At 57.5% G+C, this 24,379-nt stretch carries 26 protein-coding genes; 19 read left to right on the top strand and 7 right to left on the bottom strand.

The window, feature by feature from the left end:
• The first annotated feature begins 16 nt into the window (after positions 1 to 16).
• The 10 genes from GS636_RS16430 to smpB all read left to right on the top strand — a co-directional run bounded on the left by GS636_RS16430 (position 17) and on the right by smpB (position 8,231).
• The gene (locus GS636_RS16430) at positions 17 to 1,384 is read left to right on the top strand and encodes an MFS transporter (RefSeq protein ID WP_171670745.1); all 1,368 of its coding nucleotides are present in this window, start codon (positions 17 to 19) and stop codon (positions 1,382 to 1,384) included.
• Entirely contained in the window at positions 1,381 to 2,244 is an 864-nt protein-coding gene (gene mepA, locus GS636_RS16425; RefSeq protein ID WP_171670744.1) for a penicillin-insensitive murein endopeptidase, read from the top strand. The genes GS636_RS16430 and mepA overlap by 4 nt, the downstream gene beginning before the upstream one ends.
• A complete protein-coding gene (locus GS636_RS16420) occupies positions 2,217 to 3,101 on the top strand; it encodes an esterase-like activity of phytase family protein (protein WP_171670742.1) in 885 nt (294 codons plus the stop codon). Before mepA ends, GS636_RS16420 begins: the two co-directional genes overlap by 28 nt.
• A 91-nt stretch (positions 3,102 to 3,192) precedes the next feature.
• Positions 3,193 to 3,840, top strand: coding sequence for a queuosine precursor transporter (locus GS636_RS16415; RefSeq protein ID WP_171670739.1), 648 nt, complete (start codon positions 3,193 to 3,195; stop codon positions 3,838 to 3,840).
• A gap of 266 nt (positions 3,841 to 4,106) precedes the next feature.
• Positions 4,107 to 4,526: an alternative ribosome rescue aminoacyl-tRNA hydrolase ArfB gene (gene arfB / locus GS636_RS16410; RefSeq protein WP_171670737.1), complete on the top strand. Its 420-nt coding sequence runs from the start codon at positions 4,107 to 4,109 to the stop codon at positions 4,524 to 4,526.
• 57 nt (positions 4,527 to 4,583) lie between these two features.
• Positions 4,584 to 5,330, top strand: coding sequence for an SDR family oxidoreductase (locus tag GS636_RS16405; RefSeq protein WP_171670735.1), 747 nt, complete (start codon positions 4,584 to 4,586; stop codon positions 5,328 to 5,330).
• 81 nt (positions 5,331 to 5,411) lie between these two features.
• Positions 5,412 to 6,428 carry a P1 family peptidase gene (locus GS636_RS16400; RefSeq protein WP_171670732.1) on the top strand — a complete coding sequence of 339 codons (1,017 nt, stop codon included), beginning with the start codon at positions 5,412 to 5,414 and terminating at the stop codon, positions 6,426 to 6,428.
• A gap of 113 nt (positions 6,429 to 6,541) precedes the next feature.
• Complete coding sequence (locus GS636_RS16395; protein WP_171093120.1) at positions 6,542 to 6,955, top strand: cytochrome c family protein; 414 nt, start codon at positions 6,542 to 6,544, stop codon at positions 6,953 to 6,955.
• A 198-nt stretch (positions 6,956 to 7,153) separates the two neighbouring features.
• Entirely contained in the window at positions 7,154 to 7,696 is a 543-nt protein-coding gene (gene idi / locus GS636_RS16390; RefSeq protein WP_171093122.1) for an isopentenyl-diphosphate Delta-isomerase, read from the top strand.
• Positions 7,697 to 7,754: 58 nt separating this feature from the next.
• Positions 7,755 to 8,231: an SsrA-binding protein SmpB gene (gene smpB / locus GS636_RS16385; protein WP_171670730.1), complete on the top strand. Its 477-nt coding sequence runs from the start codon at positions 7,755 to 7,757 to the stop codon at positions 8,229 to 8,231.
• Positions 8,232 to 8,314: 83 nt separating this feature from the next.
• Here the strand turns inward: smpB and GS636_RS16380 are convergent, their stop codons facing one another.
• From GS636_RS16380 to panB, 4 genes are all read right to left on the bottom strand, one after another.
• Complete coding sequence (locus GS636_RS16380; protein ID WP_171670728.1) at positions 8,315 to 8,884, bottom strand: carboxymuconolactone decarboxylase family protein; 570 nt, start codon at positions 8,882 to 8,884, stop codon at positions 8,315 to 8,317.
• A gap of 78 nt (positions 8,885 to 8,962) precedes the next feature.
• Positions 8,963 to 10,441 (bottom strand): glycerol kinase GlpK, encoded by a 1,479-nt coding sequence (gene glpK / locus GS636_RS16375; protein ID WP_171670725.1) that lies wholly within the window; start codon positions 10,439 to 10,441, stop codon positions 8,963 to 8,965.
• Positions 10,442 to 10,510: 69 nt separating this feature from the next.
• The gene (gene panC, locus GS636_RS16370; RefSeq protein ID WP_171670722.1) at positions 10,511 to 11,362 is read right to left on the bottom strand and encodes a pantoate--beta-alanine ligase; all 852 of its coding nucleotides are present in this window, start codon (positions 11,360 to 11,362) and stop codon (positions 10,511 to 10,513) included.
• Positions 11,359 to 12,198, bottom strand: a complete 840-nt coding sequence (gene panB, locus GS636_RS16365; protein ID WP_171670720.1) for a 3-methyl-2-oxobutanoate hydroxymethyltransferase — start codon at positions 12,196 to 12,198, stop codon at positions 11,359 to 11,361. Before panB ends, panC begins: the two co-directional genes overlap by 4 nt.
• Before the next feature lie 170 nt (positions 12,199 to 12,368).
• On the opposite strand from panB, the gene GS636_RS16360 reads away from it, so the two are divergent.
• From GS636_RS16360 to GS636_RS16335, 6 genes are all read left to right on the top strand, one after another.
• Positions 12,369 to 13,856 carry an ABC transporter substrate-binding protein gene (locus GS636_RS16360; protein ID WP_171670718.1) on the top strand — a complete coding sequence of 496 codons (1,488 nt, stop codon included), beginning with the start codon at positions 12,369 to 12,371 and terminating at the stop codon, positions 13,854 to 13,856.
• Positions 13,857 to 13,990: 134 nt separating this feature from the next.
• Complete coding sequence (locus GS636_RS16355; RefSeq protein WP_253762838.1) at positions 13,991 to 14,989, top strand: hypothetical protein; 999 nt, start codon at positions 13,991 to 13,993, stop codon at positions 14,987 to 14,989.
• A gap of 40 nt (positions 14,990 to 15,029) precedes the next feature.
• A complete protein-coding gene (locus GS636_RS16350) occupies positions 15,030 to 15,977 on the top strand; it encodes an ABC transporter permease (RefSeq protein WP_171670713.1) in 948 nt (315 codons plus the stop codon).
• Complete coding sequence (locus GS636_RS16345) at positions 15,974 to 16,789, top strand: ABC transporter permease (protein ID WP_171093141.1); 816 nt, start codon at positions 15,974 to 15,976, stop codon at positions 16,787 to 16,789. Before GS636_RS16350 ends, GS636_RS16345 begins: the two co-directional genes overlap by 4 nt.
• Entirely contained in the window at positions 16,786 to 18,384 is a 1,599-nt protein-coding gene (locus GS636_RS16340; RefSeq protein ID WP_171670711.1) for an ABC transporter ATP-binding protein, read from the top strand. The genes GS636_RS16345 and GS636_RS16340 overlap by 4 nt, the downstream gene beginning before the upstream one ends.
• Positions 18,385 to 18,417: 33 nt before the next feature.
• A complete protein-coding gene (locus GS636_RS16335; RefSeq protein WP_253762836.1) occupies positions 18,418 to 19,869 on the top strand; it encodes an aldehyde dehydrogenase family protein in 1,452 nt (483 codons plus the stop codon).
• On the opposite strand, the gene pncB is transcribed toward GS636_RS16335, so the two are convergent.
• Positions 19,866 to 21,158, bottom strand: a complete 1,293-nt coding sequence (gene pncB, locus GS636_RS16330; protein WP_171093148.1) for a nicotinate phosphoribosyltransferase — start codon at positions 21,156 to 21,158, stop codon at positions 19,866 to 19,868. The two genes, GS636_RS16335 and pncB, sit on opposite strands and share 4 nt — an antisense overlap.
• Positions 21,159 to 21,322: 164 nt before the next feature.
• Between pncB and GS636_RS16325 the strand changes: the two genes are divergently transcribed.
• Complete coding sequence (locus GS636_RS16325) at positions 21,323 to 21,853, top strand: hypothetical protein (protein ID WP_171093151.1); 531 nt, start codon at positions 21,323 to 21,325, stop codon at positions 21,851 to 21,853.
• Here GS636_RS16325 and pncA read toward each other — a convergent pair.
• Positions 21,850 to 22,443: a bifunctional nicotinamidase/pyrazinamidase gene (gene pncA / locus GS636_RS16320; protein WP_171670706.1), complete on the bottom strand. Its 594-nt coding sequence runs from the start codon at positions 22,441 to 22,443 to the stop codon at positions 21,850 to 21,852. The two genes, GS636_RS16325 and pncA, sit on opposite strands and share 4 nt — an antisense overlap.
• A 96-nt stretch (positions 22,444 to 22,539) precedes the next feature.
• On the opposite strand from pncA, the gene GS636_RS16315 reads away from it, so the two are divergent.
• Entirely contained in the window at positions 22,540 to 23,445 is a 906-nt protein-coding gene (locus GS636_RS16315; protein WP_171105783.1) for a rhodanese-related sulfurtransferase, read from the top strand.
• Between the two features lie 65 nt (positions 23,446 to 23,510).
• Positions 23,511 to 24,023 (top strand): potassium channel family protein, encoded by a 513-nt coding sequence (locus GS636_RS16310; protein WP_171093157.1) that lies wholly within the window; start codon positions 23,511 to 23,513, stop codon positions 24,021 to 24,023.
• Between the two features lie 3 nt (positions 24,024 to 24,026).
• Here GS636_RS16310 and GS636_RS16305 read toward each other — a convergent pair whose 3' ends face one another.
• Positions 24,027 to 24,356 carry a hypothetical protein gene (locus tag GS636_RS16305; protein ID WP_171093159.1) on the bottom strand — a complete coding sequence of 110 codons (330 nt, stop codon included), beginning with the start codon at positions 24,354 to 24,356 and terminating at the stop codon, positions 24,027 to 24,029.
• Between the last annotated feature and the right edge of the window lie 23 nt (positions 24,357 to 24,379).

Here is a 24,379-nt window from a genome sequence, read left to right as displayed (position 1 = left end):
GATAACAGAGGCAGTGATGGCAGAGATTTCCAAACGCAGGCGCATCTGGGGCTGGTGGTTTTTTGACTGGGCCAGCCAGCCATATCACACGCTGTTGGTCACCTTTGTCTTTGGCCCATATTTTGCCGGGGTGGCAGCCGGGTACTACGCGAACAGTGGGCTGGATGCCGAAGCCGCAGCCGCACAAGCGCAGACGGTCTGGGCGAACTGTTTGACGATCACGGGGCTGATCATTGCCTTTGGCGCGCCTTTGCTGGGGGCAATGGCGGATGTGTCAGGGCGGCGCATTCCGTGGATTTTTGCTTTTTCGGTCATGTACGCGGTTGGATCCGGTGCGTTGTGGTACACGATGCCCGATGGCTCGAACATGTGGCTGATGCTGTCGGCCTTTGGGCTGGGTTTCGTGGGCGCGGAATATGCGCTGATATTTATCAATTCTCAGCTACCTGATCTGGGCGACGACAGTGAAGTGGGCGAGATTTCGGGCTCGGGCTTTGCGTTTGGCTATTTCGGCGGCCTGATCTCACTGGCGATCATGTTGGCGCTGTTTGTGGAACAGGCGAACGGCAAAACACTGATCGGGATGGAGCCTGCATTGGGTCTAGATGCGGCGACCCGGGAAGGCACCCGTTTTGTCGGCCCGTTTACGGCTGCTTGGTTCATTCTGTTTATGGTGCCCTACTTCCTGTGGGTGCGCGATGACGTACCAAGTGACAAAACGGGCAGCGTGGGTGAAGCGCTGCGGCTACTGGCGAAATCAGTGTCTAACCTGCGCCATCGCGTCAGTCTTGCCAGCTACCTCGGTTCGTCCATGTTCTACCGTGATGCGCTGAATGGGCTTTACAGCTTTGGCGGTGTCTATGCGCGGTTGGTGCTGGAGTGGGACCTGATCAAGATCGGTATCTTCGGGATTGTGAGCGTGTTAGCGGCCGCCGCGTTTTCCTGGGTCGGCGGCAAGCTGGACAAGAAATACGGCCCCAAACCCGTGATCATCGTTGCGATCTGGGTTCTGATATTTGTCTGCGCCACCGTGGTCATGATGGACCGGACGCAAATCTATGGCATTCAATTGGCCGAAGGATCCAATTTGCCGGATATCGTTTTCTTCGGCTGCGGTGTGTTGATCGGTGGTATGGGCGGCATTCTTCAATCGGCCAGCCGCTCAATGATGGTGCGCCATACTGATCCCGAAGCTCCGGTGGAAAGCTTTGGACTTTTTGGTCTGTCGGGGCGCGCGACCGCATTTGCGGCACCGCTTTTGATCGGAATTGCAACAACCGTGACCGGCAGTGCCCGGTTGGGGGTGTCACCCATCGTTGGGTTGTTTATTCTGGGACTATTCCTGATGCGCTGGGTCAGACCGGAAGGGGATCAGAGCAGATGATTTTAAAGCGTTTTTTGATAATCGTGGCTGCACTTGCTTTGGCGGGTACAGCGACGGCAGAGCCGTTGGCAAAGCAGTTGTTCGGGGCGCAAAGGGTCAATTCGCAACAAAAACCGGCCGCGTTCGGCAGTTATTCGCGCGGATGCGCCGCCGGATCAGTGCAATTGCCCGAAACCGGGGCCACTTGGCAAGCTATGCGTCTGTCACGCAACCGCAACTGGGGACACCCCGAGGCAATCGATTATGTCAAGGACCTCAGTAAGTTTGCCGCGAAACAGCCGGGCTGGAATGGTCTCTATATCGGGGATATCAGCCAACCGAGGGGTGGGCCGATGACGTCGGGCCATCGGTCCCATCAGGTGGGTCTGGATATCGACATCTGGATGCTGCCCGGGGACAACATGCGTCTCAGTCGCAAAGCGCGCGAGAATATCTCTTCTATTTCTCTGCGTCGCGCAAATGGAGCTTTTGTCAACGGGAACTGGACGAAGCAGCACCATGCCGTTCTGCGCGAAGCCGCCAAAGACAAGCGTGTCGCGCGTATTTTCGTCTTTCCCGGTGCCAAAGTGCAAATGTGCAAGGATGAGAAGGGTAACCGCGCCTATCTGCGCAAGATCAGACCATGGTGGGGGCATCACTATCATTTTCACGTCCGTCTGAAATGCCCCCGAGGGTCGAAAGGTTGCGTCAATCAGGACCCGCCCCCCAAGGGCGATGGATGCGCTCAGGCGCAGGAATGGGTGAACAACATCCTCAATCCGCCGCCACCTGACCCGAACGCCCCAGCCCCCAAGAAACGCCGGGAATATGTTCTGGCTGATTTGCCACAACAATGCGCCGCCGTTTTGCAATCCAACTAAGCGTCTTTCTGTTTGCAGCCACGGCAGCTGTGGCGGTCGAAATCAAGTCCGCCACCCATCTGCACAGTTTTGAATGGAAAAATCCGGCGGATTGGTTTGGTGGGTTTTCGGCGCTGCACGTTCTGGGCGACGGTCAACAGATACTGGTGCTGAGCGATCGAGCCAGAATAGCCACGGCCCGCGTCGAGCGGGACGGAGACCAGATCACCAGCATTCATGTTTTGGATCAATGGCGGGTCTTGTCCAGTCAGGGGCACATCATGAAAGGTGGTGTCGGCGACTCCGAAGGGCTTGCGCTGGCACCAGATGGCGGGCTCTATATCTCGTTCGAAGGGGTGCACCGGATCGCCTATTATCCAGAGCCAGGTGCCAAGGCGCGGGTTTTGCCGCGACCCCCGGGCTTTAACGACCTCGCTGACAATGGGTCTTTCGAAGGTCTTGCAATCGATGCGCGCGGCCAGCTTTACACAATGCCGGAAAAAGACCGCACCGCTGACGGGGACGTCCCCGTTTACCGTTGGAACGGTGATGCATGGTCGATCCCATTTGTCCTGCCGCAACGCGATGGCTTCAAACCTGTCGGTGCCGACTTCGGCCCGGACGGAAAGTTTTATGTGCTCGAGCGTAAGCTGGGTTTTTTCGGCTTTCGCTCGCGGCTGCGTCGATGGGATGTGGCCGATGACGCACCCAGCGCCGAAGAGGTCCTGTTCGAAACAACAAAAGGCGCGCATGACAACCTCGAAGGGCTGTCTATCTGGCGTGACGGTCAGGGCCGTTTGCGGGCCACGATGATCTCGGATGACAACTTTCTGGCTCTACAGCGAACCGAATTGGTGGAATATCTGCTGCCCGATTGACAGAGCCACGGCAAAGGTCTAAACGCACGGCTTGCCTTGGGACGGTCCCTTGGCCAAGTCGCCGCTACCTTGTCAAAACGGGCATCAAAACATGCAACGCGCTTACATTCCCGGCATCATTGCCATGGCCGCCATTGTTGTGGCCTCAAACATCCTGGTCCAGTTCCTGATCCTTGACGGGCTGTTGACCTGGGGTGCTTTCACTTATCCGCTGGCCTTCCTGGTCACTGACATCATGAACCGCGTCTATGGCGTGGGTCCGGCCCGCAAGGTCGTGTTCGCCGGGTTTGTCACCGGTATCATCTGTTCGTTAATCGGCAGTCAGATCATGCTGCAAGGCGACGGGTTTGAATACGCCGCCGTACCGCTGCGGATCGCAGTCGCCTCGGGCACAGCATTCCTGATCGCGCAACTGACTGATGTTACTGTGTTCAATGCCATGCGCGGCGGCCGTTGGTGGCGCGCACCCCTGGTCTCGACGCTGGTTGGATCAGCGCTCGATACCGCCATCTTCTTCACCATCGCCTTCTCGGCCTCGGTCACGTTCTTCGGTGCCAACGCCGACACCGCGATCAACTGGGCGTGGGAGCCTGTGCCGTTTATGCTGTCCGGCCCGATGGCCCCGCTGTGGGTGACGCTGGCTTTTGCAGACTGGCTGGTGAAACTGTCACTGGCGCTGATTGCTTTGATCCCGTTCAAAGTCATTGTTGCCCGGCTGACTGCCGCACAGCCTGCGTAAAAAAAAGTGCTTTGAGAATGGCGCATCTTGTGTCAGGCTCAAAGTTAACCGCAACAGATAGAAAAGGAGGTGATCCAGTGTCAAGAAAGAGATTGGAGAGAGGTGTCGGAACAACCGGGGGGAAAGCCTGCTAGGGCAGCCCTTGGCGGAGCGCTCGCTCCGGCTGGTCGATTGATCTAACCGACCCGACCTCCTGAACTTTCGAAGGGCCGTCCCACAAGGGGCGGCCCTTTCTGTTTCCACCCCTGCCCTGTAAGGTCCGGCCCATGTTGCGCATCACCGACGATATCATCCTTCAAGACTGGGAAATGACCGAAAGCTTTGTCCGTTCTTCCGGTCCCGGTGGGCAGAACGTCAACAAGGTTTCCACGGCTGTTGAACTGCGGTTTGAAGCGGCACGGTCCCCCTCTTTGCCGGATCCGGTCAAGAACCGCTTGAAACGGCTGGCCGGGCGGCGCTGGACCAAAGAGGGCGCAATCATCATCCAATGTGAAGAAACCCGTTCTCAGGCCCGAAACCGTGACATCGCGCGCGCTCGGCTGGCCGAACTGATCACCCGCGCGCTCGTTAAACCCAAACGGCGCATCGCAACCAAGCCGACCTATGGGTCGGTCAAGCGAAGGTTGGCGGCCAAGAAGGCGCGCGGCGAAGTCAAAGCGCTGCGGGGCAAGGTCTCAGAAGAATGATCTGGCATCTTTTCGATGCGTTGTTACTCTGCCCCTGACAGGCAGGAGGGTAACGCCATGAGGCTGGAGGGAAAAACCGCAATCGTAACCGGTGGCGCATCCGGGTTCGGCGCAGGGATCGTGCAGAAGTTCCTGGACGAAGGCGCGCGCGTCATGATTGCGGATATCAATGGCGAAGCGGCGCTGGATCTTGCAAACACACTCGGAGAACGGGCAATCGGACACCAGGTTGACGTTGCAGACGGGGCTTCGGTTCAAGCCATGGCAGATACCGCAAAGCGTCAGTTCGAAAATCTGGACATTCTGGTGAACAACGCAGGTGTCACGCATTTGCCGACCCCGCTCGAAGATGTCGCCGAAGACGATTTCGACCGCGTGTTCAATGTAAATATGAAATCGGTCTATCTGACCGCCCGCGCGTTTGTCCCGGTGATGAAAGCACGCGGGGCAGGTGCGATCCTGAACGTGGCCTCAACGGCTGGGTTATCCCCGCGTCCCAACCTGAACTGGTACAACGCCTCAAAAGGCTGGATGATCACGGCAACCAAGACCATGGCCGTGGAACTCGCCCCGACCGGTGTGCGTGTGAACGCGATCTGTCCTGTGGCCGGAGAAACACCGCTGCTGAAATCCTTCATGGGCGAAGACACGCCCGAGATTCGCGCCAAATTCCTGTCGACCATCCCGCTGGGCCGTTTCTCCACACCAGAAGACATGGCCAATGCCGCCTGTTTCCTCTGCTCGGACGAGGCCTGCATGATCACGGGTACAGCGCTTGAGGTTGACGGTGGCCGCTGCATCTGATCCGCTCTTCATCTGGCTAAAAATACCTCCGCCGGAGGCAGCGCGCTTGCGCGCTTTTCGACCTGAACATCGAAGCAAAAAATGACACCCGGACCCAAAAACCTGATCACCGATATCCCCGGCCTGATGGTCGGCAACGCGCAGGACGACACGCTGAAATCCGGCGCGACAGTCTTGACGGCGCAGGCTCCTTTTGTGGCTTCGGTCCATGTGATGGGGGGCGCACCCGGGACGCGCGAAACCGATCTTCTTGCACCAGACAAAGCCGTGACACATGTGGATGCGATTGTATTGTCTGGCGGCTCTGCCTTTGGACTGGATGCCTGTTCCGGCGTCTCAGACGGGCTGCGCAAAAGGGGGCTGGGTTATCCGGTCGGCGACGTCACTGTGCCCATAGTCCCAGGGGCGATCCTGTTCGATTTGCTCAACGGTGGTGACAAAAACTGGGTTGAAAACCCGTATCGTGCCTTGGGTCTCGCAGCGTACGAGGCAGCGTCGGATCAATTCGATCTCGGCTCAGCAGGCGCAGGCACCGGAGCCTTAGCTGCGATGCAAAAGGGCGGGCTGGGCTCTGCGTCGTGTGTTCTGGACAGTGGCGTCACTGTTGGCGCGCTGGTTGCCGCCAATCCGCTGGGCAGTGTGACAACACCCGGGGATCGACACTTCTGGGCGGCATCGTTTGAAATGGGTGATGAATTCGGTGGTTTAGGGCCTGATTACAATGCCGCTCTTGGTACGCCGCAGGCCAGCCGCAAGGCGCAGGCGATGAAATCCGTAGACCCGAGCAAAACAAATACAACCATTGCCGTCGTCGCAACCGATGCAGCCTTGACCAAGCCCCAATGTCAGCGGATGGCCGTTGCCGCCCATGACGGCATTGCCCGTGCAATTGTGCCCGCCCATACACCGGGCGACGGCGATCTGGTGTTTGCCGCCAGCACCGGCGTGCGACCCTTATCAACCGAAGCGGAGCTGGGGCTGATTGGTCACGTTGCTTCGATTTGTCTGGCACGGGCCATTACGCGGGCGGTGTATCTGGCGACACCGGCCGCAGGCGACCTTTTGCCCTGCTGGTCCAGGGTACATGACATAAGTTAAGGACATCCCATTTGTCGCAGTGGCACAGTAAGCCTGCGCGGCAATCTGCGCGTTGACTCTTTTTTGCGCCGAAGGTCCATTCGGTGCAGCAAATTTGTATCGGAGCAATAGCTATGAATCGCATCCTCGCTACCGCAATTGTCGGCCTTCTGGCCCTGCCCGCCTATGCTGAAGGCGATGCCGAAGCCGGTAAGAAAGCCTTCAACAAATGCAAGTCCTGCCACCTGATCGCTGACCCGGAAGGCGAAGTGATTGTCAAAGGCGGTAAGACTGGCCCGAACCTGTATGGCATCGCTGGCCGCACCGCTGGCACATATGAGGGCTTCAAATACGGTGACAGCATCGTTGCCGCAGGCGAAAAAGGCCTGGTTTGGGACGAGACAACCTTTGTCGAATACTCGCAAGATCCCAAAGCTTTCCTGAAATCCTATCTGGATGACACTGCGGCCAAGTCGAAAATGACCTTCAAGCTGAAAAAAGGCGCTGAAGACGTCTATGCCTATATCGTCAGCGTTTCGGGCGAATAAGCCTTAACGCAAGATGCAACAGCACAAGGACCAAAGGCCGCAGCCCCTGCGGCCTTTCGTGCGATTGATGCCGGGGCAAATCACAGCCACTTTGGTATCAGACAGGTGGTTTCCACCCGTCGCACAGCCAGACCGATCCGGCGGCAGCTAAACTCACAACAACCGCCCGGTAAATGGACTGGCAGCAGGAGAGGACAGATGGGAATTATGATCCCGGCCTGGGTCGATGGCGAATTGACCCCTGTGGACAAGCTCGAAGCGCATGAAAAAGGGCTCAAGCACAAGGCTGTGTCCGTGTTTGTTGTGCGCGGAACGGAAATTCTGCTGCAACGTCGCGCAATGGGCAAATACCACACGCCCGGCCTGTGGGCGAATACCTGTTGCACGCATCCGGATTGGGATGAAAGCTCGTCGACCTGTGCGGTGCGCCGTTTGCGTGAAGAGCTTGGGATAACCGGTCTCTATCCAGAATACCGGCACCGTCTTGAGTACCACGCGGATGTCGGCAACAACATGGTTGAAAACGAAGTTGTCGACGTCTTTCTGGCCCATGTTCGCGGGCAGCTAAAGATCGAGCCTAACCCTGACGAAGTCATGGATATCCGCTGGATCGACTATCATGATCTTCTGGCCGAAGTGACCCGTCACCCGGATCGATTCACGCCATGGCTCAAGATCTATCTGCACAAATATGCTGACACGATTTTTGGCCCTGATCTGATCATTTCTGCCAAATCCTGATGCAGTTGGGCAAACCCTGCCTTGCAAGGTCGGCGCAAGCCGCCTAAATCAACGCGTCATGGCCAAGCAGAAGACAGACCCGAATTACAAGGTAATCGCCGAAAACCGGCGCGCTCGCTTCGATTACGCGATCGAAGAGGATATCGAGTGCGGCATTGTCCTGGAAGGGTCCGAGGTCAAGTCCCTGCGCGCTGGCGGGTCGAACATTGCGGAAAGCTATGCTTCGGTAGACGACGGGGAACTGTGGCTGATCAACAGCTATATCGCGCCTTACGAGCAGGCCAAGGTGTTCAAGCACGAAGAACGTCGTCGTCGTAAGCTGTTGGTGTCACGCAAGGAACTGTCGAACCTGTGGAATGCGACCCAGCGCAAGGGGATGACGCTGGTGCCGCTGGTCCTGTATTTCAACCACAAGGGTCGGGCGAAGATTAAAATCGGCATCGCCAAAGGTAAAAAGCTCCACGACAAGCGCGAGACGCAGGCCAAGCGCGATTGGTCACGTCAGAAGCAGCGGCTTTTGAAAGATCACAGTTAGATCGCGCTGGCTTGGTGTGACCGGGTGTAATCTGCTGCGTTGCCTACACTTGCGGAAAAGGTCGGCAAGCGGCCCGTGATGCCCTATGGCTTTGCACTTAAAGATGGCTTTCGCCATTCGAACCGTTCCACAGCGCTGTCCAGCGGCACTTCCGTCAATGCGGCCGTGTAATTGCTGACGACCTTGTTTGCGATGCCCAAAACAACCTCTAGCGCGTTTTGCGGAGTGTATCCGGCGGCCAGAAATTTTTTCAGGTCGGCTGGCGCGATGCTGCCCCGGGTGCGTGCCATGGATTTGGTGAATTCGTGCAGCGCATTGAGCTTTTCGTCGGGCAGTGCGTCGCCCGAGCGCTGGCTTTCCACAGCATCAGGCGTCAGCCCGGCCATTCGCGCCAATTTTGTGTGCCACGGGACGCAATACTCGCAGTTGTTCTCGAAATTCACGGTCAGATACACCACTTGCTGCTCTGCCGCCGTCAGTGTTGTTTTGGCAAACTCGTCCAGACAATCCAGGTGGGTCTTAAGCAACTGTGGGGACAGCGCCATAACGCCCTGCAAATTCGGAATCACCCCGTAGTCTGCTTTGGCCTTGTCCAGGAATGGCTTCGCGTCTTCGGGTGCGTTGTCGGGAGTGAGGACTTCAAAAGATGTCATAGCGCTTCCTGCAGGGATTGCGTTGCACGTCAGCCCACGCCAGCGGCGCAGACATGTTTCGGAAAACAATTCTATGGATCAAAACGCCATTGCGGCCTGTACTGCGCGTTGCCAGCGGGCATAGGCCGCATCGCGGTCGTCCTGCGCCATTTTTGGCTCAAACCGCGTGTCCAGCCGCCATGTGTCAGCAAACCCATCTTGATCGGGATAAACACTGGCCTTCATGCCAGCCAGCCATGCAGCCCCCAATGCAGTTGTTTCCTGCATCACCGGACGATCCACCGGCGCGCCCAGACAGTTCGACAGACCCTGCATGGTCCAGTCAGACGCACTCATCCCGCCATCGACGCGCAGGATGACATCGGTGTCTGCCCCCCAGTCGCCCTGCATGGCATGCCACAGGTCGCGGGTTTGGAATGCGATGCTTTCCAGCGTGGCGCGCGCGATCTCAGCCCGGCCCGAGCCACGGGTCAGTCCGAACATCGCGCCACGGCAATCGGGTTTCCAATACGGTGCGCCCAATCCGGTGAAGGCCGGCACAAGAATGACATGTTGGTTCGGATCTGCCTGAGCGGCAAGATCACCGCTTTGAGGTGCCGAGTCGATGATCTGCAATGCGTCGCGCAGCCATTGCACGGCAGCCCCGGCGATAAAGATCGATCCTTCCAGCGCATAGGTGCGCTGTCCATCCAACTGATAGGCAACGGTCGTCAACAGGCGGTTTTTCGACTGAACCGGCTGCGCGCCCGTGTTCAGCAACGCAAAGCAGCCCGTGCCATAGGTGGATTTCATCATGCCTGGCTGGAAACAGGCCTGCCCGATTGTGGCGGCCTGCTGGTCTCCTGCAACGCCCAAAATAGGAATGTCACCCCCGAATAAAGTGGTGGAGCCAAAATTCGCAGCGCAATCAAGCACGTCAGGCAAGATGGTCAGGGGTACATCCAGCAGGTCGCAAATCTCGGCGCTCCATGTGCCTTTGTGGATGTCAAACAAAAGGGTGCGGGCGGCATTGGTGGCATCTGTGGCATGGACACGGCCTTCGGTTAGTCGCCAGATCAGGAAACTGTCGATCGTGCCAAACAGCAACTCTCCGGCATCGGCCCTCTCACGCGCGCCCGAAACGGTATCCAACAGCCATTTCACCTTGGTGCCCGAGAAATATGGGTCCAGCAGCAATCCGGTTTGAGCGGTGACGTCATCTTCGCACCCGGCCTGTTTGTAGCGGGCGCAGATATCGGCGGTGCGGCGGTCCTGCCAGACGATGGCGTTGTGGATCGCTTTGCCGGTGTGTTTGTCCCAGACGACGGTCGTCTCACGCTGGTTGGTGATCCCGATCCCGGCGATCTGATTGGCGGAAATGCCGGTGGCTTCCATCACCTCGCGGCACACGTGCAAAACACTGGACCAGATATCTTCGGGGTCATGTTCAACCCAACCTTCCTGAGGGAAGTGCTGGGGAAACTCTTGCTGTGCGGTGCTAACTGGCTGCATTTGCGCATCAAAAAGTATGGCGCGCGAGGACGTGGTGCCCTGATCGATTGCCAGAATATAGGTCATGTCCGCTCTCCCCCGGTCTCGTTTCGCGGGACTTTAGCGCAAACAATGGCGCAGGGGCCAGAGCAGAAATCAGGCTGGATCAACCGGGATATTATCGATCAGACGAACGCCATCGGCCCATGCGGTTACGAACAGGCGGGCTGGCCTGCTGGCACTGGGCAGGCTTTCCAGCGTCTCGGCGCAGCGCAGGTCCACGTATTCGATCTCTGAAAACCCGGCGGCCAGCAAGCGCGCTTTGGCATCGTGCGCCAGAGTTGCGAAATCACCGCCCTCTGCCAGGTTTTGTGCGACCTGTTGCATAACCTTGTTCATATGTTCTGCGATCTTTAGCCCATCAGGGGAAAGCAGAAGGTTGCGGGACGACATCGCCAGCCCAGAGGGTTCACGCACAGTCGGGCAGCCGATCACCTCGATTGGAATGTCCAAATCGCGGGCCATACGGCGGACAACCAGCAGCTGTTGGTAGTCTTTTTCCCCGAAATAGGCTCGATCTGCTTGCGTTTGGAGAAACAGCTTGGCGACAACGGTGGCTACGCCCTCGAAATGGCCTGGGCGGAAAGGGCCTTCCATCATATCGGTCAGGCCAGCAACCGTAACTGTGGTTGAAAAGCCGTCAGGATAGACTTCCTGCGGATCAGGCACATAGATCGCGTCCACGCCGTAAGGGGACAGTTTTTTGGCGTCTTCATGTTCAGTGCGGGGGTAATTTGCCAGATCTTCGGGGTTGTTGAACTGTTTGGGGTTCACAAAGATCGTCACGATGACCCGGTCACACCCTTCCTTTGCGGCCTGCGCCAGCGACAAATGCCCTTCGTGCAACGCGCCCATGGTCGGAACCACGCCGATCGCATCGCCATTGCGGTGCCATTCAGTGGTTTTGGCGCGCAGCTCTGCCAGAGACCGCAAAATCGGCGCGGTCATGCTTTGGCTCCTTTGGTCGGAGCCTGATCTGCAAAGACATGTTCGTCTGCCGGGAAGGCCCGTGAGCGCACCTCGGCGGCGTATTCCGCGATGGCAGCCTCGGCCAGTGGGCCCAGCTCGGCATAGCGTTTGACAAACTTGGGTTTGAAGGCGGTGAAAAAGCCGACCATGTCGTCCACGACCAGAATCTGCCCGTCACAGCCTGCGGATGCGCCAATTCCGATGGTTGGGATCGCGACCTCTTCGGTGATCTGGTCTGCCAGTCCTTGGGGAACTTTTTCCAGAACGACTGAAAACGCACCGGCCTCGGCCACGGCGCGGGCATCTGCCATAACGGCTTCTGCCTGCTCGGCACGACCCTGCACCTTGTAGCCACCCAGCGTGTTGATCGACTGTGGCGTCAGCCCGATATGAGCCATCACAGGGATGCCGCGCTTGACCAGAAAGCGGATGGTTTCAGCCATCTCAACGCCACCTTCCAGCTTCACGGCCCCAGCACCTGTTTCCGCCATAAGGCGCGCGGCATTGCGGAAGGCATCGGCCGGAGAGTGTTCGTAGCTGCCAAACGGCATGTCGATGACCATCATCGCCTTATCCAATCCGCGCGATACAGCCTGACCGTGCAGGATCATCATCTCCATCGTAACGCCTAGCGTGGATTCCAGCCCGTGCAGCACCATGCCGACGCTGTCGCCCACCAGAACAAAGTCACAATGCGCATCCATCAGACGTGCCATGGGCGTGGTATAGGCGGTTAGCGAGACCAAAGGCGCGCCGCCTTTTTGGGCGCGAATATCCTCGGCATTCGGGGCTTTCTTGCGGGCGGTGGCGCTCATGTGTCGCTCCTGCAGGTATTATGTTGCAGTGCGGCATAGCAGACCGAACAGGGCCAAAGAAACCCCGGTTGCGCGAACATTCCCTTGATTGACCTCAGGTTTACAGGAAAACTGGTCTCAAAATGGCCCTGAAAACAAGGGTGCAACCAGTTTCAGTAGGGAGAGTTCACATGACAAAATTCATGTTTCGGACATTTGCGTCGACCTTGGCGGTGGGCGTTGGTCTGCTTGCCACGCAGGTCTATGCCAAATCGGACATCACCATTGCGATGCAGCTTGAACCCCCGCATCTGGACCCGACCAGCGCCGCGGCACAGGCCATCGACTCGGTGGTCTATTCCAATATCTTCGAAGGTCTGACCCGGTTCATGGGCGATGGCTCGGTCGTGCCCGGCTTGGCTGAAAGCTGGGAGATTTCCGACGATGGTACGGTTTATACCTTCAAGCTGCGCGATGGTGTGACCTTCCATGACGGCACAAATATGGATGCCGAGGACGTCAAGTTCACCCTTGATCGCGCCACCGCCGAAGACAGCGCGAACGCCCAGAAGGCGCTGTTTGCCGGGATTGAAAGCGTTGAGGTTGTCGATCCACTGACTGTCAAAGTCACTCTTTCGGAACCAAACGGCAATTTCCTGTTCAACCTGGCTTGGGGGGATGCGGTCATTGTCGCGCCCGACAGCATCGAAAACATCAAGACCAACCCTATCGGCACCGGGGCCTATACCTTTGGCAACTGGGTGCAGGGCGACAGCATCACGCTGAACCGCAACCCCGACTATTGGGGCGATCAGCCTGCGTTAGAGACTGCAACGTTCAAGTTTATCTCGGACCCAACCGCCGCTTTTGCCGCCATGATGGCCGAGGATGTGGACGTATTCGACAACTTCCCTGCGCCGGAAAACCTGCCGCAGTTCGACGCCGATCCGCGTTTTCAGGTTCTGGTTGGTACAACTGAGGGCGAGACGATTCTGTCCACCAACAACAAACAGCCGCCGTTTGACGACATTCTTGTCCGGCAAGCCATGGCTCATGCCATCGACCGGCAGGCGATTATCGATGGAGCGATGTTTGGCTATGGCACGCCGATTGGAACCCATTTTGCACCGCATCATCCGGCCTATGTCGATTTGACCGGCGAGTCCGCATATGACCCGGAACAGGCTAAGGCGCTGCTTGCCGAGGCCGGTTTTGAGAACGGGTTCGAAACTACGCTACACCTGCCGCCGCCGTCTTATGCACGCCGGGGCGGTGAAATCGTTGCCGCGCAACTGGCCGAGGTCGGCATTACGGCCGAGATCATCAATGTCGAATGGGCGCAATGGCTGGAATCGGTGTTCAGGGGTAAGGATTTTGGCCTGACGATTGTCAGCCATACCGAACCCATGGATATCGGAATCTATGCGCGGCCAGATTACTACTTTCAGTATGAAAGTTCCGATTTTCAGGCGCTGATGGATACGCTTAACGCCACCACCGATCCTGATGAACGCAGCCGTTTGTTGGGTGAGGCCCAGCGTCTGATCTCAACCGATTATGTGAATGGCTATCTGTTCCAATTGGCCAAGCTGGGCGTCGCAAAGGCCGGTGTGCAGGGATTGTGGGCAAACGCCCCCACGGCAGCGATCGACCTAACACAGATCAGCTGGTCTGAATAATGCCTGAACCGGGGCTTTTTGCCAGGGTCCCGGTTTCACGCTCTTTTCGTGTGTCTCTCGTAATGGTCTTGTTTCGCGGTTTTTGTTTTCTTTTACTGGCCCTTTGCCTTTCGTCGATTGCGCCGGACAGGGGCTTGGCGCAAAACGTGTTGGGTGGGCGTCTGGATGCATTGACCGGCACGCCTGAAAACCCGCTTGACGTTGGCATAGGTATCCGCATCGACCAGATCACCAGCGTCGATCAAAAGGCCGAAAACTACGGCGCCGTTGTGGTTTTGCGGGTCGAATGGACGGATCCTGCGCTGGCATTTGATCGTGCCGAGATCGGGCGCGAGATCCGGGTGTTCAGCCCACCGGATCTGGCGGATCATGCCGCCGATATCGGCACCGTTTTGCCCGCCTTTGTCATCCACAACCAGCAATCCAACAAGTGGATACACGAGTCTGCTGCGTCCCTGCGGTACGACGGGCGTGTGGTTTACGTTGAGAAATCGTCGCTGACATTACAGGCGCCGCATTTTGATTTCCGTAAATACCCGTTCGACACACAGGAGTTTCACTTCGAAGTCGTATCAATCTTTCCCTCTGACTACGTGAAGTACCGCCCGCTTGAAGAATACTCGGGACTTGGCGATCTGTTGGGGGAAGAAGAGTGGATTTTGGACAATGCACGTCTGGAAGCAACCAAGGTCACAGGTTTGTCCGGCAGGGAAAGCGATCAGGTCGCGCTTGTTTTCGAAGGTAACCGGCACCTGACTTACTACGTCATTCGGGTTTTCTTGCCGATGCTGGTTCTGATTTCTGTCGGCTGGGCGCTGTTTTTCCTAGATGAATACCGCCGCAGGATCGAGATTGCGGGCGGCAATCTGCTGGTCTTTGTTGCATTCAACTGGGCGATCTCGGCAGATTTGCCAAAGCTGGGCTATCTGACCTTTCTGGATTTTGTCCTGCAATGCATGTTCCTGATGACCGGGGCCTTGATTGTGTTCAATGTGGCGTTGCGGAAACTTAAAGTGTCCGGAAGGGAAGGCACAGCGCGGACGTTGGACAATTACGCGATCAAGTGGATCTATCCTCTGGGCTATGCCGCAATCGTGGCTTACGCGGTTTTCGCCTATCTTCTGGTGCCTTAGACGCTGGACCCGCGCCTGATGTGACCCTAACGTGGTGCCAATGCTCCGCTATGCCTTTAAACGCCTGATTTCGCTGTTGATCAGCTTGGCCGTCGCCTCGGTCGTCATCTTCGCGGTGATCGAGGTCGCTCCGGGCGATCCGGCCTCGTTCATGCTGGGCGTGAACGCGCAAGAGGATACGCTGGCAGCGTTGCGGGCTGAGCTGGGCCTGGATGGGTCAAAAGTGCACCGGTATCTCAATTGGGTCGGCGGAATGCTGGTGGGGGATTTTGGCACGTCCTACACGTACCGCACGCCGGTGTCCCAGATGATCGCAGACCGGCTATGGGTATCGCTGCCGCTGGCACTTTACGCGCTGACACTGTCAACATTGATCGCGTTTCCCGCCGGGATCTACGCCGCCGCCCGCCGGGGCAAGCCGGGGGATCTGGCGGTAATGGGCGCCACTCAGTTGGGCATTGCCGTCCCCAATTTCTGGTTTGCGATGATGCTTGTGCTGATCTTCGCCATCAACCTGCGCTGGTTCAATGCGGGCGGGTTTGTCGGTTGGAGCAACGGCGTATGGGCCGGATTGCATTCGCTGACCCTGCCCGCAATCGCACTGGCCTTGCCACAGGCGGCTATCCTCGCTCGCGTGATGCGGTCGGCTCTGTTGGATATTCTGGGCGAGGATTTCATGCGCACCGCCCGGGCCAAGGGGTTGTCCCGCCGTCAGGCGCTGTGGCGGCACGGGGTACGAAATGCGCTGATCCCGGTGCTGACCATCATCGGCTTGCAGTTTTCCTTTCTGCTGGCCGGGTCGATCATCATCGAACAGGTGTTCTACCTGCCGGGCCTTGGGCGACTGGTGTTTCAGGCCATCTCGGCTCGTGATCTCATCGTAGTTGAATCGGTGGTCATGTTACTGGTCTTTGCCGTAATCACCGTGAATTTTCTGGTCGATCTGGCTTATGCCGCCGTCGACCCAAGGCTGAGGAGCAGGACATGAGCCGCAACCTGTTTCTGGGCGCTTGTTTGTCTTCTCTGGTGGTTTTGGCCGCGCTGATTTCGTTTGTCTGGACCCCCTATGATTACTCGGCCTTGAGCATTCCAGAGAAGCTTCAGCCCCCAAATGCGCAGCACTGGTTCGGTACGGATCACTTCGGGCGTGACATGTTTTCGATGATCATGGTTGGTGCGCGCACGTCCATTGCGGTGGCTTTGGTGGCTGTGGGGATCGGTATGGCGCTGGGAGTCCCGCTTGGCCTGACAGCCGCGGCCCGCAAAGGATCGTGGTTGGATGAGGTCATCATGCGCGGCAACGATCTGGTTTTTGCCTTCCCCTCGCTAGTGATCGCCATCCTCATCACCGCCGTGTTTGGTGCCGGAGCGATTAACGCCATCATTGCCATCGGCATTTTCAACATCCCCGTTTTTGCCCGTATCACCCGGGGTGCGGCCCTGTCGCTGTGGGAGCGAGAGTTCATCCTTGCCGCGCGCGTGTCGGGAAAAGGGGCGGCGCGGATATCGGTCGAGCATATCCTGCCCAATGTCGCCAACCTGCTGATCGTGCAGGGCACCATTCAGTTCAGTCTTGGAATTTTGGCTGAGGCCGGTCTGTCCTACGTCGGTCTGGGGGCGCAGCCGCCCACGCCAAGTTGGGGCAGAATGCTGGCGGATGCGCAGACAATGGTCAGTTTTGCCCCGCATTTGGCTCTGATTCCAGGCGTGGCGATTATCGTCACCGTCTTGGGCCTGAACCTGTTGGGCGACGGGTTGCGGGATTGGCTGGATCCCCGGATCAGGGTGGCGCGGGCATGAGTTTGTTGCGCATCAAGAACCTGTCACTGTCGATCCATGGGACATCGATCCTGAAACAGGTCGACCTGTCCATCGATCACGGTCAGATCGTCGCCGTCACGGGCGAGAGCGGTTCGGGTAAATCCATGACGGCCTTGGCTGTGATGCAGTTGCTTCCGAACGGAGCAGAGGTAGACGGCTCGCTCCAACTGGAGGGCAAAGATCTGCTGACCCGGTCCGAGGCCCAGATGTGTGCTTTGCGCGGCGCATCCATCGGGATGGTTTTTCAAGAGCCGATGACAGCGCTCAACCCCGTTAAAACCATTGGCGATCAGGTGATGGAAACGATCCTGATCCATAAGGCGATGCCTCTGGCTCAGGCTAGAGTAAGGGCAGAAGAGGTTCTGACCCGCGTCGGTTTGCCTGCCGATCGGTTCCCTTTATCCCGTTACCCGCATGAGCTGTCTGGTGGGCAGCGCCAGCGCGTAGTGATCGCCATGGCCATTGCCTTGCGACCCAAGCTGTTGATCGCGGATGAGCCAACAACGGCGCTGGATGTCACCACGCAGGCGCAGATCCTTGATTTGCTCAAGGGGCTGGTGCGCGAATATGACATGGGTCTTCTGATGATCACCCATGATCTGGCTGTGGTCGCGGATATGGCTGACCAGATCACCGTCATGCGTCACGGCGAAGTGGTCGAAAGCGGCGCGACCAATCATTTGATGCACAACATGCAGCACCCCTACACCCGTATGCTGTTTGAGGCATCCGGCCATCAGGTCACGCTGCCAGAGCCACCGCAGCCTCAGCCGTTGCTGGAGGTGAGCCAGGTCGTGCGCGCGTACCGCCTGCCCCGAAAGGGCTTGTTTGACAGGCCGCTTCATCACAGGGCTGTGGATGGTGTGAGCTTTACCCTCAATCGAGGAGAGCGTTTGGGGCTTGTGGGTGAGTCTGGCTGCGGAAAATCGACCCTAACACGGGCTATTTTGGGGTTAGAAGAGGTGCAATCGGGCCAGATTCGACTGGACGGGCAGCCTGTGTTCACAGGTCACAAACCCAACCTTGCGGTGCGCCGGAAGATGCAGGTGGTTTTCCAAGACCCCTTTGGCAGTTTCAACCCGCGCCACCGTGTTGCGCGTCTGATCACCGAACCCTTCCATCTGCTAGATACTCCGCCGACTGGATCGGACCGTCAGGATCGGATCGCTGAGATGCTGACAGCGGTCGGCCTCAGCCCGGATGACGCGGGTAAGTACATTCACGAATTCTCGGGCGGGCAGCGTCAGCGGATTGCCATCGCGCGGGCGCTGATTATCCAGCCCGAGTTGATCTTGTTTGACGAAGCTGTCTCGGCGTTGGACGTGTCGGTCCGAGCGCAAATCCTGGATCTGCTGGCCGAGCTTTGCGACGCCTACGACCTGACCTATCTATTCATCAGCCATGACCTGAGCGTTGTGCGCACCGTCACCGATCGCGTGTTGGTGATGCAATCCGGTCAGATCGTTGAACAGGGCGAGACCAATCAGGTCTTTGAGGCACCACAACACCCCTACACACAAACTCTGATCGCAGCCGCACCGCGATTGCTAGAGATTGAGATGATATCGGCCTAAAACCACTGATTAGAGCCTGAAATGGAGACGAAATTGACCCAGAAGATATGGTTCGACCCCACGCTTTGTCTGATCGAGGGACAATGGAAACCCGCGGCCTCGGGTGGCACCCTGCCGCTCATCAACCCCTCGGACGGGACCGAAATCTGCCGGATCGCACGTGGTTCAGAGACAGATGTCGTCGTCGCAGTTCAAGCGGCTCAAGCCGCATTGCAGGGCGATTGGGGGCGTAAAACGGCGTTGGAGCGGGGGCGTATTCTTACGAGGTTGGGTCAGCTGGTGCTGGAACGGGTCGAGGATCTTGCACAGCTTGAGGCGATGGATGTGGGCAAGCCGTTGACGCAAGCCCGTGCCGATGCTGTTGCGCTGGCCCGGTATTGCGAATTCTATGGCGGTGCAGCAGACAAGGTGATGGGAGAGACCATCCCCTATCTTGATGGCTACACCGTTTATACGCTGCGAGAACCGCATGGGGTGACGGGCCATATCGTGCCGTGGAACTACCCGATGCAGATCATTGGGCGTTCGGTCGGGGCGGCGCTGGCCATGGGCAATGCTTGCGTTCTGAAACCTGCAGAGGAAGCTTGTTTAACGGCACTGGCTTTTGCTCATCTAGCGCAGCAGGCCGGTTTACCAGCCGGTGCGTTAAACGTCGTGCCCGGTCTTGGAGCCGAGGCAGGCGCGGCGCTGTCAGCACATCCGGGGGTGAACCATATTTCGTTTACCGGCTCGGTGGCCACGGGAGCCCTGGTGCAACAGGCAGCTGGCCGCAATGTGGTGCCTGTAACGCTGGAACTGGGCGGAAAATCCCCGCAACTGGTCTTTGACGATGCCGATCTGGACGCGGCGCTGCCGTTTTTGGTGAATGCTGGCATACAGAACGCAGGCCAGACGTGTTCAGCCTCGTCCCGCATTCTGGTTCAGCGTGGCGTATACGATCAAGTCAAGTCCCGTATGTCTAAAGCCTATGAACAGCTGACCGTCGGACCTGCAATGCAGGATCTGCGCGTGGGGCCCTTGATCTCGGCCCGGCAGAAACAGATCGTCAGTGGTTTTCTGGGCAAAGGCACGGATCTTACCATTGCGGCACAGGGGCAAATTGTTAGTGACGCGCCTGAAACCGGCGCTTACGTCCGGCCCACCTTGTTTGCTGATGTATCGCCCGATCATGTGCTGGCGCGGGATGAGATTTTTGGCCCGGTTCAGGTTCTGATCCCGTTTGACACCGAAGAGCAGGCTCTAACAATCGCAAACAGTACGGAATACGGCCTGGTTGCCAGCATCTGGACGCGTGACGGAGCCCGGCAGATGCGACTGGCGAAAGGGCTGCATTCGGGGCAGGTGTTTATCAACAACTACGGTGCCGGGGGCGGAGTTGAATTGCCCTTTGGCGGTGTTGGTAAATCCGGTCACGGTCGCGAAAAAGGGTTCGAAGCGTTGTACGGGTTCTCACAACTGAAGACTGTTGCCGCCTATCACGGTTAGACGACAACCTCGATCGCTTCTTGCGCGCCGACCCCGAAAACACGCTTGTACCGCTCGATCTGGTCTTGTGGTCCCATCGCCTTTTCAGGGTTGTCCGACAGCTTCACCGTCGGGCGACCGTTCGCGGAAACCGCTTTGCAGACCAATGAGAACGGGGCCAGTGCGTCATTGGGCACAAGTCCGCGAAAATCGTTGGTCAGCAAAGTGCCCCAGCCGAAGGAAATATTGGCGCGACCTGCGAATTGGGTGTGCAACTCCTGAATTTTCTCGACATCCAGACCATCTGAGAAAATGATCCGCTTTTGGGTCGGATCTTCACCGCGCGACTTCCACCACTCGATGGCCACTTCGGCCCCTGCCGCCGGATCGCCGCTGTCGATGCGTATTCCGGTCCATCCGGCCAACCAGTCGGGGGCGTTGTCCAAGAAACCTTTGGTTCCGTAAGTGTCGGGCAAGATGATACGCAGGTTGCCGTCATGCTCATCATGCCAGTCGCTTAGGACGTCGTAGGGGGCTTGCGCCAATTCTGCGTCGGTGTCGGCCAGCGCTGAATAGACCATGGGTAATTCATGGGCGTTGGTGCCTATGGCCTCAACTTCGCGCCGCATGGCGATCAGGCAATTTGACGTCCCGGTAAACGACGCGCCCAATCCTTCGATCATGGCTTGCACGCACCAATCCTGCCACAGGAAGGAATGCCGCCGCCGCGTGCCGAAGTCCGCAATGCTCAGACCGTCAACCGAGCTCAGCTTTTCGATCTTTTCCCACACGCGGGTCATCGCACGGGCATAAAGCACCTGCAGCTCGAACCGTCGCATATCATTGAGAACGGCGCGCGATCGCAGTTCCATCAACACCGCCAGCGCAGGGATTTCCCACAGCATGACCTCATGCCATTTGCCTTCGAAGGTTAATTCATACTGATCGCCCTTCCGTTCCAGATGGTAGGGCGGCAGGCGCATATTCTCGAACCATTCCATGAAATCCGAGCGAAACATCTGCCGTTTTCCATAGAACATATTGCCCCGAAGCCAGGTGCTTTCGCCCCGGCTCAGGCTAAGTGAGCAAATGTGATCCAGCTGTTCCCGCAGTTCTCCTTCGTCGATCAATTTCGCCAAAGGCACGTGATTCGACCGGTTTATCAGTGAAAAAGCCACAGTTGTTTGGGGCTTGTTTCGAAACACTGACTGACACATCAGCAGTTTGTAGAAGTCCGTATCGATCAAAGACCGGACAATAGGGTCAATCTGCCATTTGTGATTGTATACACGGGTCGCAATGTCGACCATGGGGAACTCCTGCAATTTCCGTAGTTAGATCAATCGACAACGGGAATGGCAAGAGTCGCTGATTTGGTGACAATGCCAGTATGACGTCACATTACCGGCATATTGTGCATTGTTTTCACCAGTTAGTGAGAAGAGGGGATGGAAATACGGAACTGAGTTTGTGAATGGGTCTCGAGTACGATTTTGATATTGTTAAAGCTGCACTAGACGATTTTGACTCTGAAAAGCCAGGGGCTCAGAGGGATGGGGGCCGTCAGGTGCATGCAGTTTTCCGCGACATTAGAACTGCGGATGCTTTGCGGGGAACTTCGCCGAAAATCCGCAAGATGTTCCTGGACGCTGGGTTCAGCCTTGAGTCGCGCAACAGCGGCATCGTGCCGGGTGTTTTCCCTGCCGAGGATCAAGCCGACCGGGTGCGGGTTCTGAGGTCACTGTTTGCCAATATAAAGACGCATGGGGTTCGCGGGGAATATTGCGGCGAATTCGACCTGATGGATTTCCTGACCTACGTGCGTGTTGCGCAGCCGATGGCAGGGATCGTGCGTGCGCGTCAGGTGCGTACGCCACCGCCAAAACCGGTGCAGCCTAGCAACGACCGGCGAACAGTACCTGGCCGCATCGGGTTGGCTTTGGGGTTGGCAGTCGTTTTGTTTGTGATTCTTAAGCTGCTGGCAGCCGCCGGGACGACCCCTTAAATCAGGGTAACTCCGGCGTCGCGCATGGCCTGTTCCGCTGCGGCCAGCGACCCCTCCATATCAATGGCGCGGCAGGCGTCCATGCGAACGGTGACATCAAACCCCAGCCGCGCTGCATCCACGGCCGAGTAATGAACGCAGAAATCAGTGGCCAAACCAACCAGCGTCAAGCGGTCGATACCTCGTGTTTCCAGATATCCTTTCAACCCTGTGGGCGTTTTTTGATCATTCTCAAAGAATGCAGAGTAGCTGTCGATGGCACCGCGAAACCCTTTACGGAGGATCAGATCGCCATTGACGCGGAGATCAGAGTGAAACGTGGCCCCCTGCGATCCTTGAACACAGTGGTCGGGCCAGAGAACCTGAGGGCCGTAGGGCATCTCGATCAGGTCAAACGGATTTTTGCCCTCATGTGAGCTGGCGAATGAGGAATGTCCTGCAGGATGCCAGTCTTGTGTCAGGATCACAGCGTCAAAATCGTCCATCATTGCGTTGATGGGGGCCACGATTTCATCCCCCCCTGCCACCGCCAAAGCACCGCCGGGGCAGAAATCGTTCTGAACATCTATGACGAGCAGGGCATGGGTCATTGCGGCCTCCTTTGATTGTCTTATCGGTAGGGGGCGGGGCGTCAGGCGTCAATGCACTCCCTTGCGGCTTCGGGTCTACGAAGGTAAATCGCGCCTATGTATACCATCGCTGCCCTGTATCATTTCACACGTTTCCCGGATCCCGCCGCGTTGCGCGACCCGCTGCTGGACCTGTGCCGCGCCCAATCAGTCACCGGCACATTGCTGCTGGCGCATGAAGGGGTCAACGGCACTATCGCAGGTCCGCGTGCTGGGATTGATGCGGTTCTGGAATATATTCGCGCCTTGCCCGGTTGCGCGGATCTTGAGTGGAAAGAGGCGACCTCGGATCATCCGCCATTTGGCAAGATGAAGGTGCGGCTGAAGAAAGAGATCGTGACTATGGGGCAGCCGGATGTCGACCCGCGTGCCCGCGTTGGCAACTATGTTGAGCCGCAGGAGTGGAACGAACTTATTCGTTCGGACGATGTTGTGGTCATCGACACGCGCAACGACTACGAAGTGGCAATAGGCACGTTTGAAGGCGCAATAGACCCTGAAACGGCCAGTTTCCGCGATTTTCCGGCGTGGTGGGAAGAAAACAAGGACCGTTTTCACAACAAACGCGTCGCCATGTTCTGTACCGGCGGTATCCGCTGCGAAAAATCCACCAATTATCTGCTGGGGCAGGGGGTTGAGGATGTCTATCACCTCAAAGGGGGCATCCTGCGGTATCTGGAAGAGACGCCCGCTGAAGACAGCACCTGGCAGGGTGAGTGTTTTGTGTTCGACAATCGCGTATCCGTTGGCCACGGCCTTGTAGAAGGGCCACACATGCTTTGCCACGGTTGCCGCCGACCGATCTTGCCTGAGGACATGAAATGCCCGGAGTACGAACATGGCGTGTCCTGCCACCAATGTATCGATGAGACGTCCGAGGCCGATAAAATGCGCTTTCGCGAGCGGCAAAAGCAGATCCTGCTGGCGCGCGAACGGGGTGAGACGCATTTGCGGCAGGATTGAATTCGGGTTGCAGGCCATTGCTTTAGGTCGGATGATCACCTGGAAATCAGCTTGAAGGGGCACTCATGCGCCGCAAACCCACAACACTGGAAGAGTGGAAGTCGACCTTTTTGGCTGCGTTGGGTTTGGTTCTGGCAAGCTTTCTTGCCTGGTATGGCCTTTCACGCCTGAGCGAAACGACCGCAGGTGACACGATCGGCACAATCGCTTCGGTTGGTCTGTTGATCTGGCTGGTGTCGCAGTCCTGGTACTACATGACTCAAGTGAAATCACCGCGTAGGCTATTGTTCCTGATGGGGGTGTCTTTCATACAGGTGGTCCCGTTCCTGTTTGCTGCGGTATATGGCGCGTTTGGATACAACGATCATTGTGTCGTCGGCGCGCAGGGTCCGGGTGACATTCTGTATTTTTCCTATGTGACCTTCACAACGGTTGGATATGGCGACATGTCTCCAACCGGCCTGTGTCGCGGGCTTGCCGTGTCCGAGGCTGTGACAGGATACATCCTGCTGGGTATGTTCGTTGCGGCAGCGGTCTCACTGTACGCGCGCAATCACAGCCATGAAGACCCTAAATAGGCTCTATTTGTTGTGATCGATCCAGCGCGACATCATTTTCTTGTCGCGAAAACACTCGGACGGGATAGGGCGGCGTTTGCTGCGTGAAATCCGCTCGGCAAAGGCGACTTGCTTGCCTGTTGGGTAGTTGTCGAATTGCGACGTGCTGCGCGGTTTGTGCGTTGAAATCCAATCCGAAAGCAGCTTTCGGTCACGTTGTGCCTCGACCGGTATCTCCAATGCCGATTTTTCGGCAATTGCGCGGGCATAGCGCATCTGTCGGTCCGTCACCGGAAGCAGATGATAGTCGTTGCTGGGCCCGTTCAGGGCAGATTGGCGCGTGTGCTGGGCCATCGGTTTATCCTCTGACTATGTAG

The sequence above is a fragment of the Ruegeria sp. HKCCD4884 genome (genome assembly GCF_013110855.1).
In the GTDB taxonomy this organism is placed as follows: domain Bacteria; phylum Pseudomonadota; class Alphaproteobacteria; order Rhodobacterales; family Rhodobacteraceae; genus Ruegeria.
The sequence above is the reverse complement of the archived record's forward strand: the minus strand, read 5'-3'. Positions and strand labels throughout refer to the sequence as shown.

What these genes read in the sequence shown, in the direction of transcription:
- GS636_RS16430 (WP_171670745.1), top strand. Translation starts at nt 17, where the DNA reads ATGGCAGAGATTTCCAAACGCAGGCGCATCTGGGGCTGGTGGTTTTTT.
- mepA (WP_171670744.1), top strand. Translation starts at nt 1,381, where the DNA reads ATGATTTTAAAGCGTTTTTTGATAATCGTGGCTGCACTTGCTTTGGCG.
- GS636_RS16420 (WP_171670742.1), top strand. Translation starts at nt 2,217, where the DNA reads ATGCGCCGCCGTTTTGCAATCCAACTAAGCGTCTTTCTGTTTGCAGCC.
- GS636_RS16415 (WP_171670739.1), top strand. Translation starts at nt 3,193, where the DNA reads ATGCAACGCGCTTACATTCCCGGCATCATTGCCATGGCCGCCATTGTT.
- arfB (WP_171670737.1), top strand. Translation starts at nt 4,107, where the DNA reads ATGTTGCGCATCACCGACGATATCATCCTTCAAGACTGGGAAATGACC.
- GS636_RS16405 (WP_171670735.1), top strand. Translation starts at nt 4,584, where the DNA reads ATGAGGCTGGAGGGAAAAACCGCAATCGTAACCGGTGGCGCATCCGGG.
- GS636_RS16400 (WP_171670732.1), top strand. Translation starts at nt 5,412, where the DNA reads ATGACACCCGGACCCAAAAACCTGATCACCGATATCCCCGGCCTGATG.
- GS636_RS16395 (WP_171093120.1), top strand. Translation starts at nt 6,542, where the DNA reads ATGAATCGCATCCTCGCTACCGCAATTGTCGGCCTTCTGGCCCTGCCC.
- idi (WP_171093122.1), top strand. Translation starts at nt 7,154, where the DNA reads ATGGGAATTATGATCCCGGCCTGGGTCGATGGCGAATTGACCCCTGTG.
- smpB (WP_171670730.1), top strand. Translation starts at nt 7,755, where the DNA reads ATGGCCAAGCAGAAGACAGACCCGAATTACAAGGTAATCGCCGAAAAC.
- GS636_RS16380 (WP_171670728.1), bottom strand. Translation starts at nt 8,884, where the DNA reads ATGACATCTTTTGAAGTCCTCACTCCCGACAACGCACCCGAAGACGCG.
- glpK (WP_171670725.1), bottom strand. Translation starts at nt 10,441, where the DNA reads ATGACCTATATTCTGGCAATCGATCAGGGCACCACGTCCTCGCGCGCC.
- panC (WP_171670722.1), bottom strand. Translation starts at nt 11,362, where the DNA reads ATGACCGCGCCGATTTTGCGGTCTCTGGCAGAGCTGCGCGCCAAAACC.
- panB (WP_171670720.1), bottom strand. Translation starts at nt 12,198, where the DNA reads ATGAGCGCCACCGCCCGCAAGAAAGCCCCGAATGCCGAGGATATTCGC.
- GS636_RS16360 (WP_171670718.1), top strand. Translation starts at nt 12,369, where the DNA reads ATGACAAAATTCATGTTTCGGACATTTGCGTCGACCTTGGCGGTGGGC.
- GS636_RS16350 (WP_171670713.1), top strand. Translation starts at nt 15,030, where the DNA reads ATGCTCCGCTATGCCTTTAAACGCCTGATTTCGCTGTTGATCAGCTTG.
- GS636_RS16345 (WP_171093141.1), top strand. Translation starts at nt 15,974, where the DNA reads ATGAGCCGCAACCTGTTTCTGGGCGCTTGTTTGTCTTCTCTGGTGGTT.
- GS636_RS16340 (WP_171670711.1), top strand. Translation starts at nt 16,786, where the DNA reads ATGAGTTTGTTGCGCATCAAGAACCTGTCACTGTCGATCCATGGGACA.
- pncB (WP_171093148.1), bottom strand. Translation starts at nt 21,158, where the DNA reads ATGGTCGACATTGCGACCCGTGTATACAATCACAAATGGCAGATTGAC.
- GS636_RS16325 (WP_171093151.1), top strand. Translation starts at nt 21,323, where the DNA reads ATGGGTCTCGAGTACGATTTTGATATTGTTAAAGCTGCACTAGACGAT.
- pncA (WP_171670706.1), bottom strand. Translation starts at nt 22,443, where the DNA reads ATGACCCATGCCCTGCTCGTCATAGATGTTCAGAACGATTTCTGCCCC.
- GS636_RS16315 (WP_171105783.1), top strand. Translation starts at nt 22,540, where the DNA reads ATGTATACCATCGCTGCCCTGTATCATTTCACACGTTTCCCGGATCCC.
- GS636_RS16310 (WP_171093157.1), top strand. Translation starts at nt 23,511, where the DNA reads ATGCGCCGCAAACCCACAACACTGGAAGAGTGGAAGTCGACCTTTTTG.
- GS636_RS16305 (WP_171093159.1), bottom strand. Translation starts at nt 24,356, where the DNA reads ATGGCCCAGCACACGCGCCAATCTGCCCTGAACGGGCCCAGCAACGAC.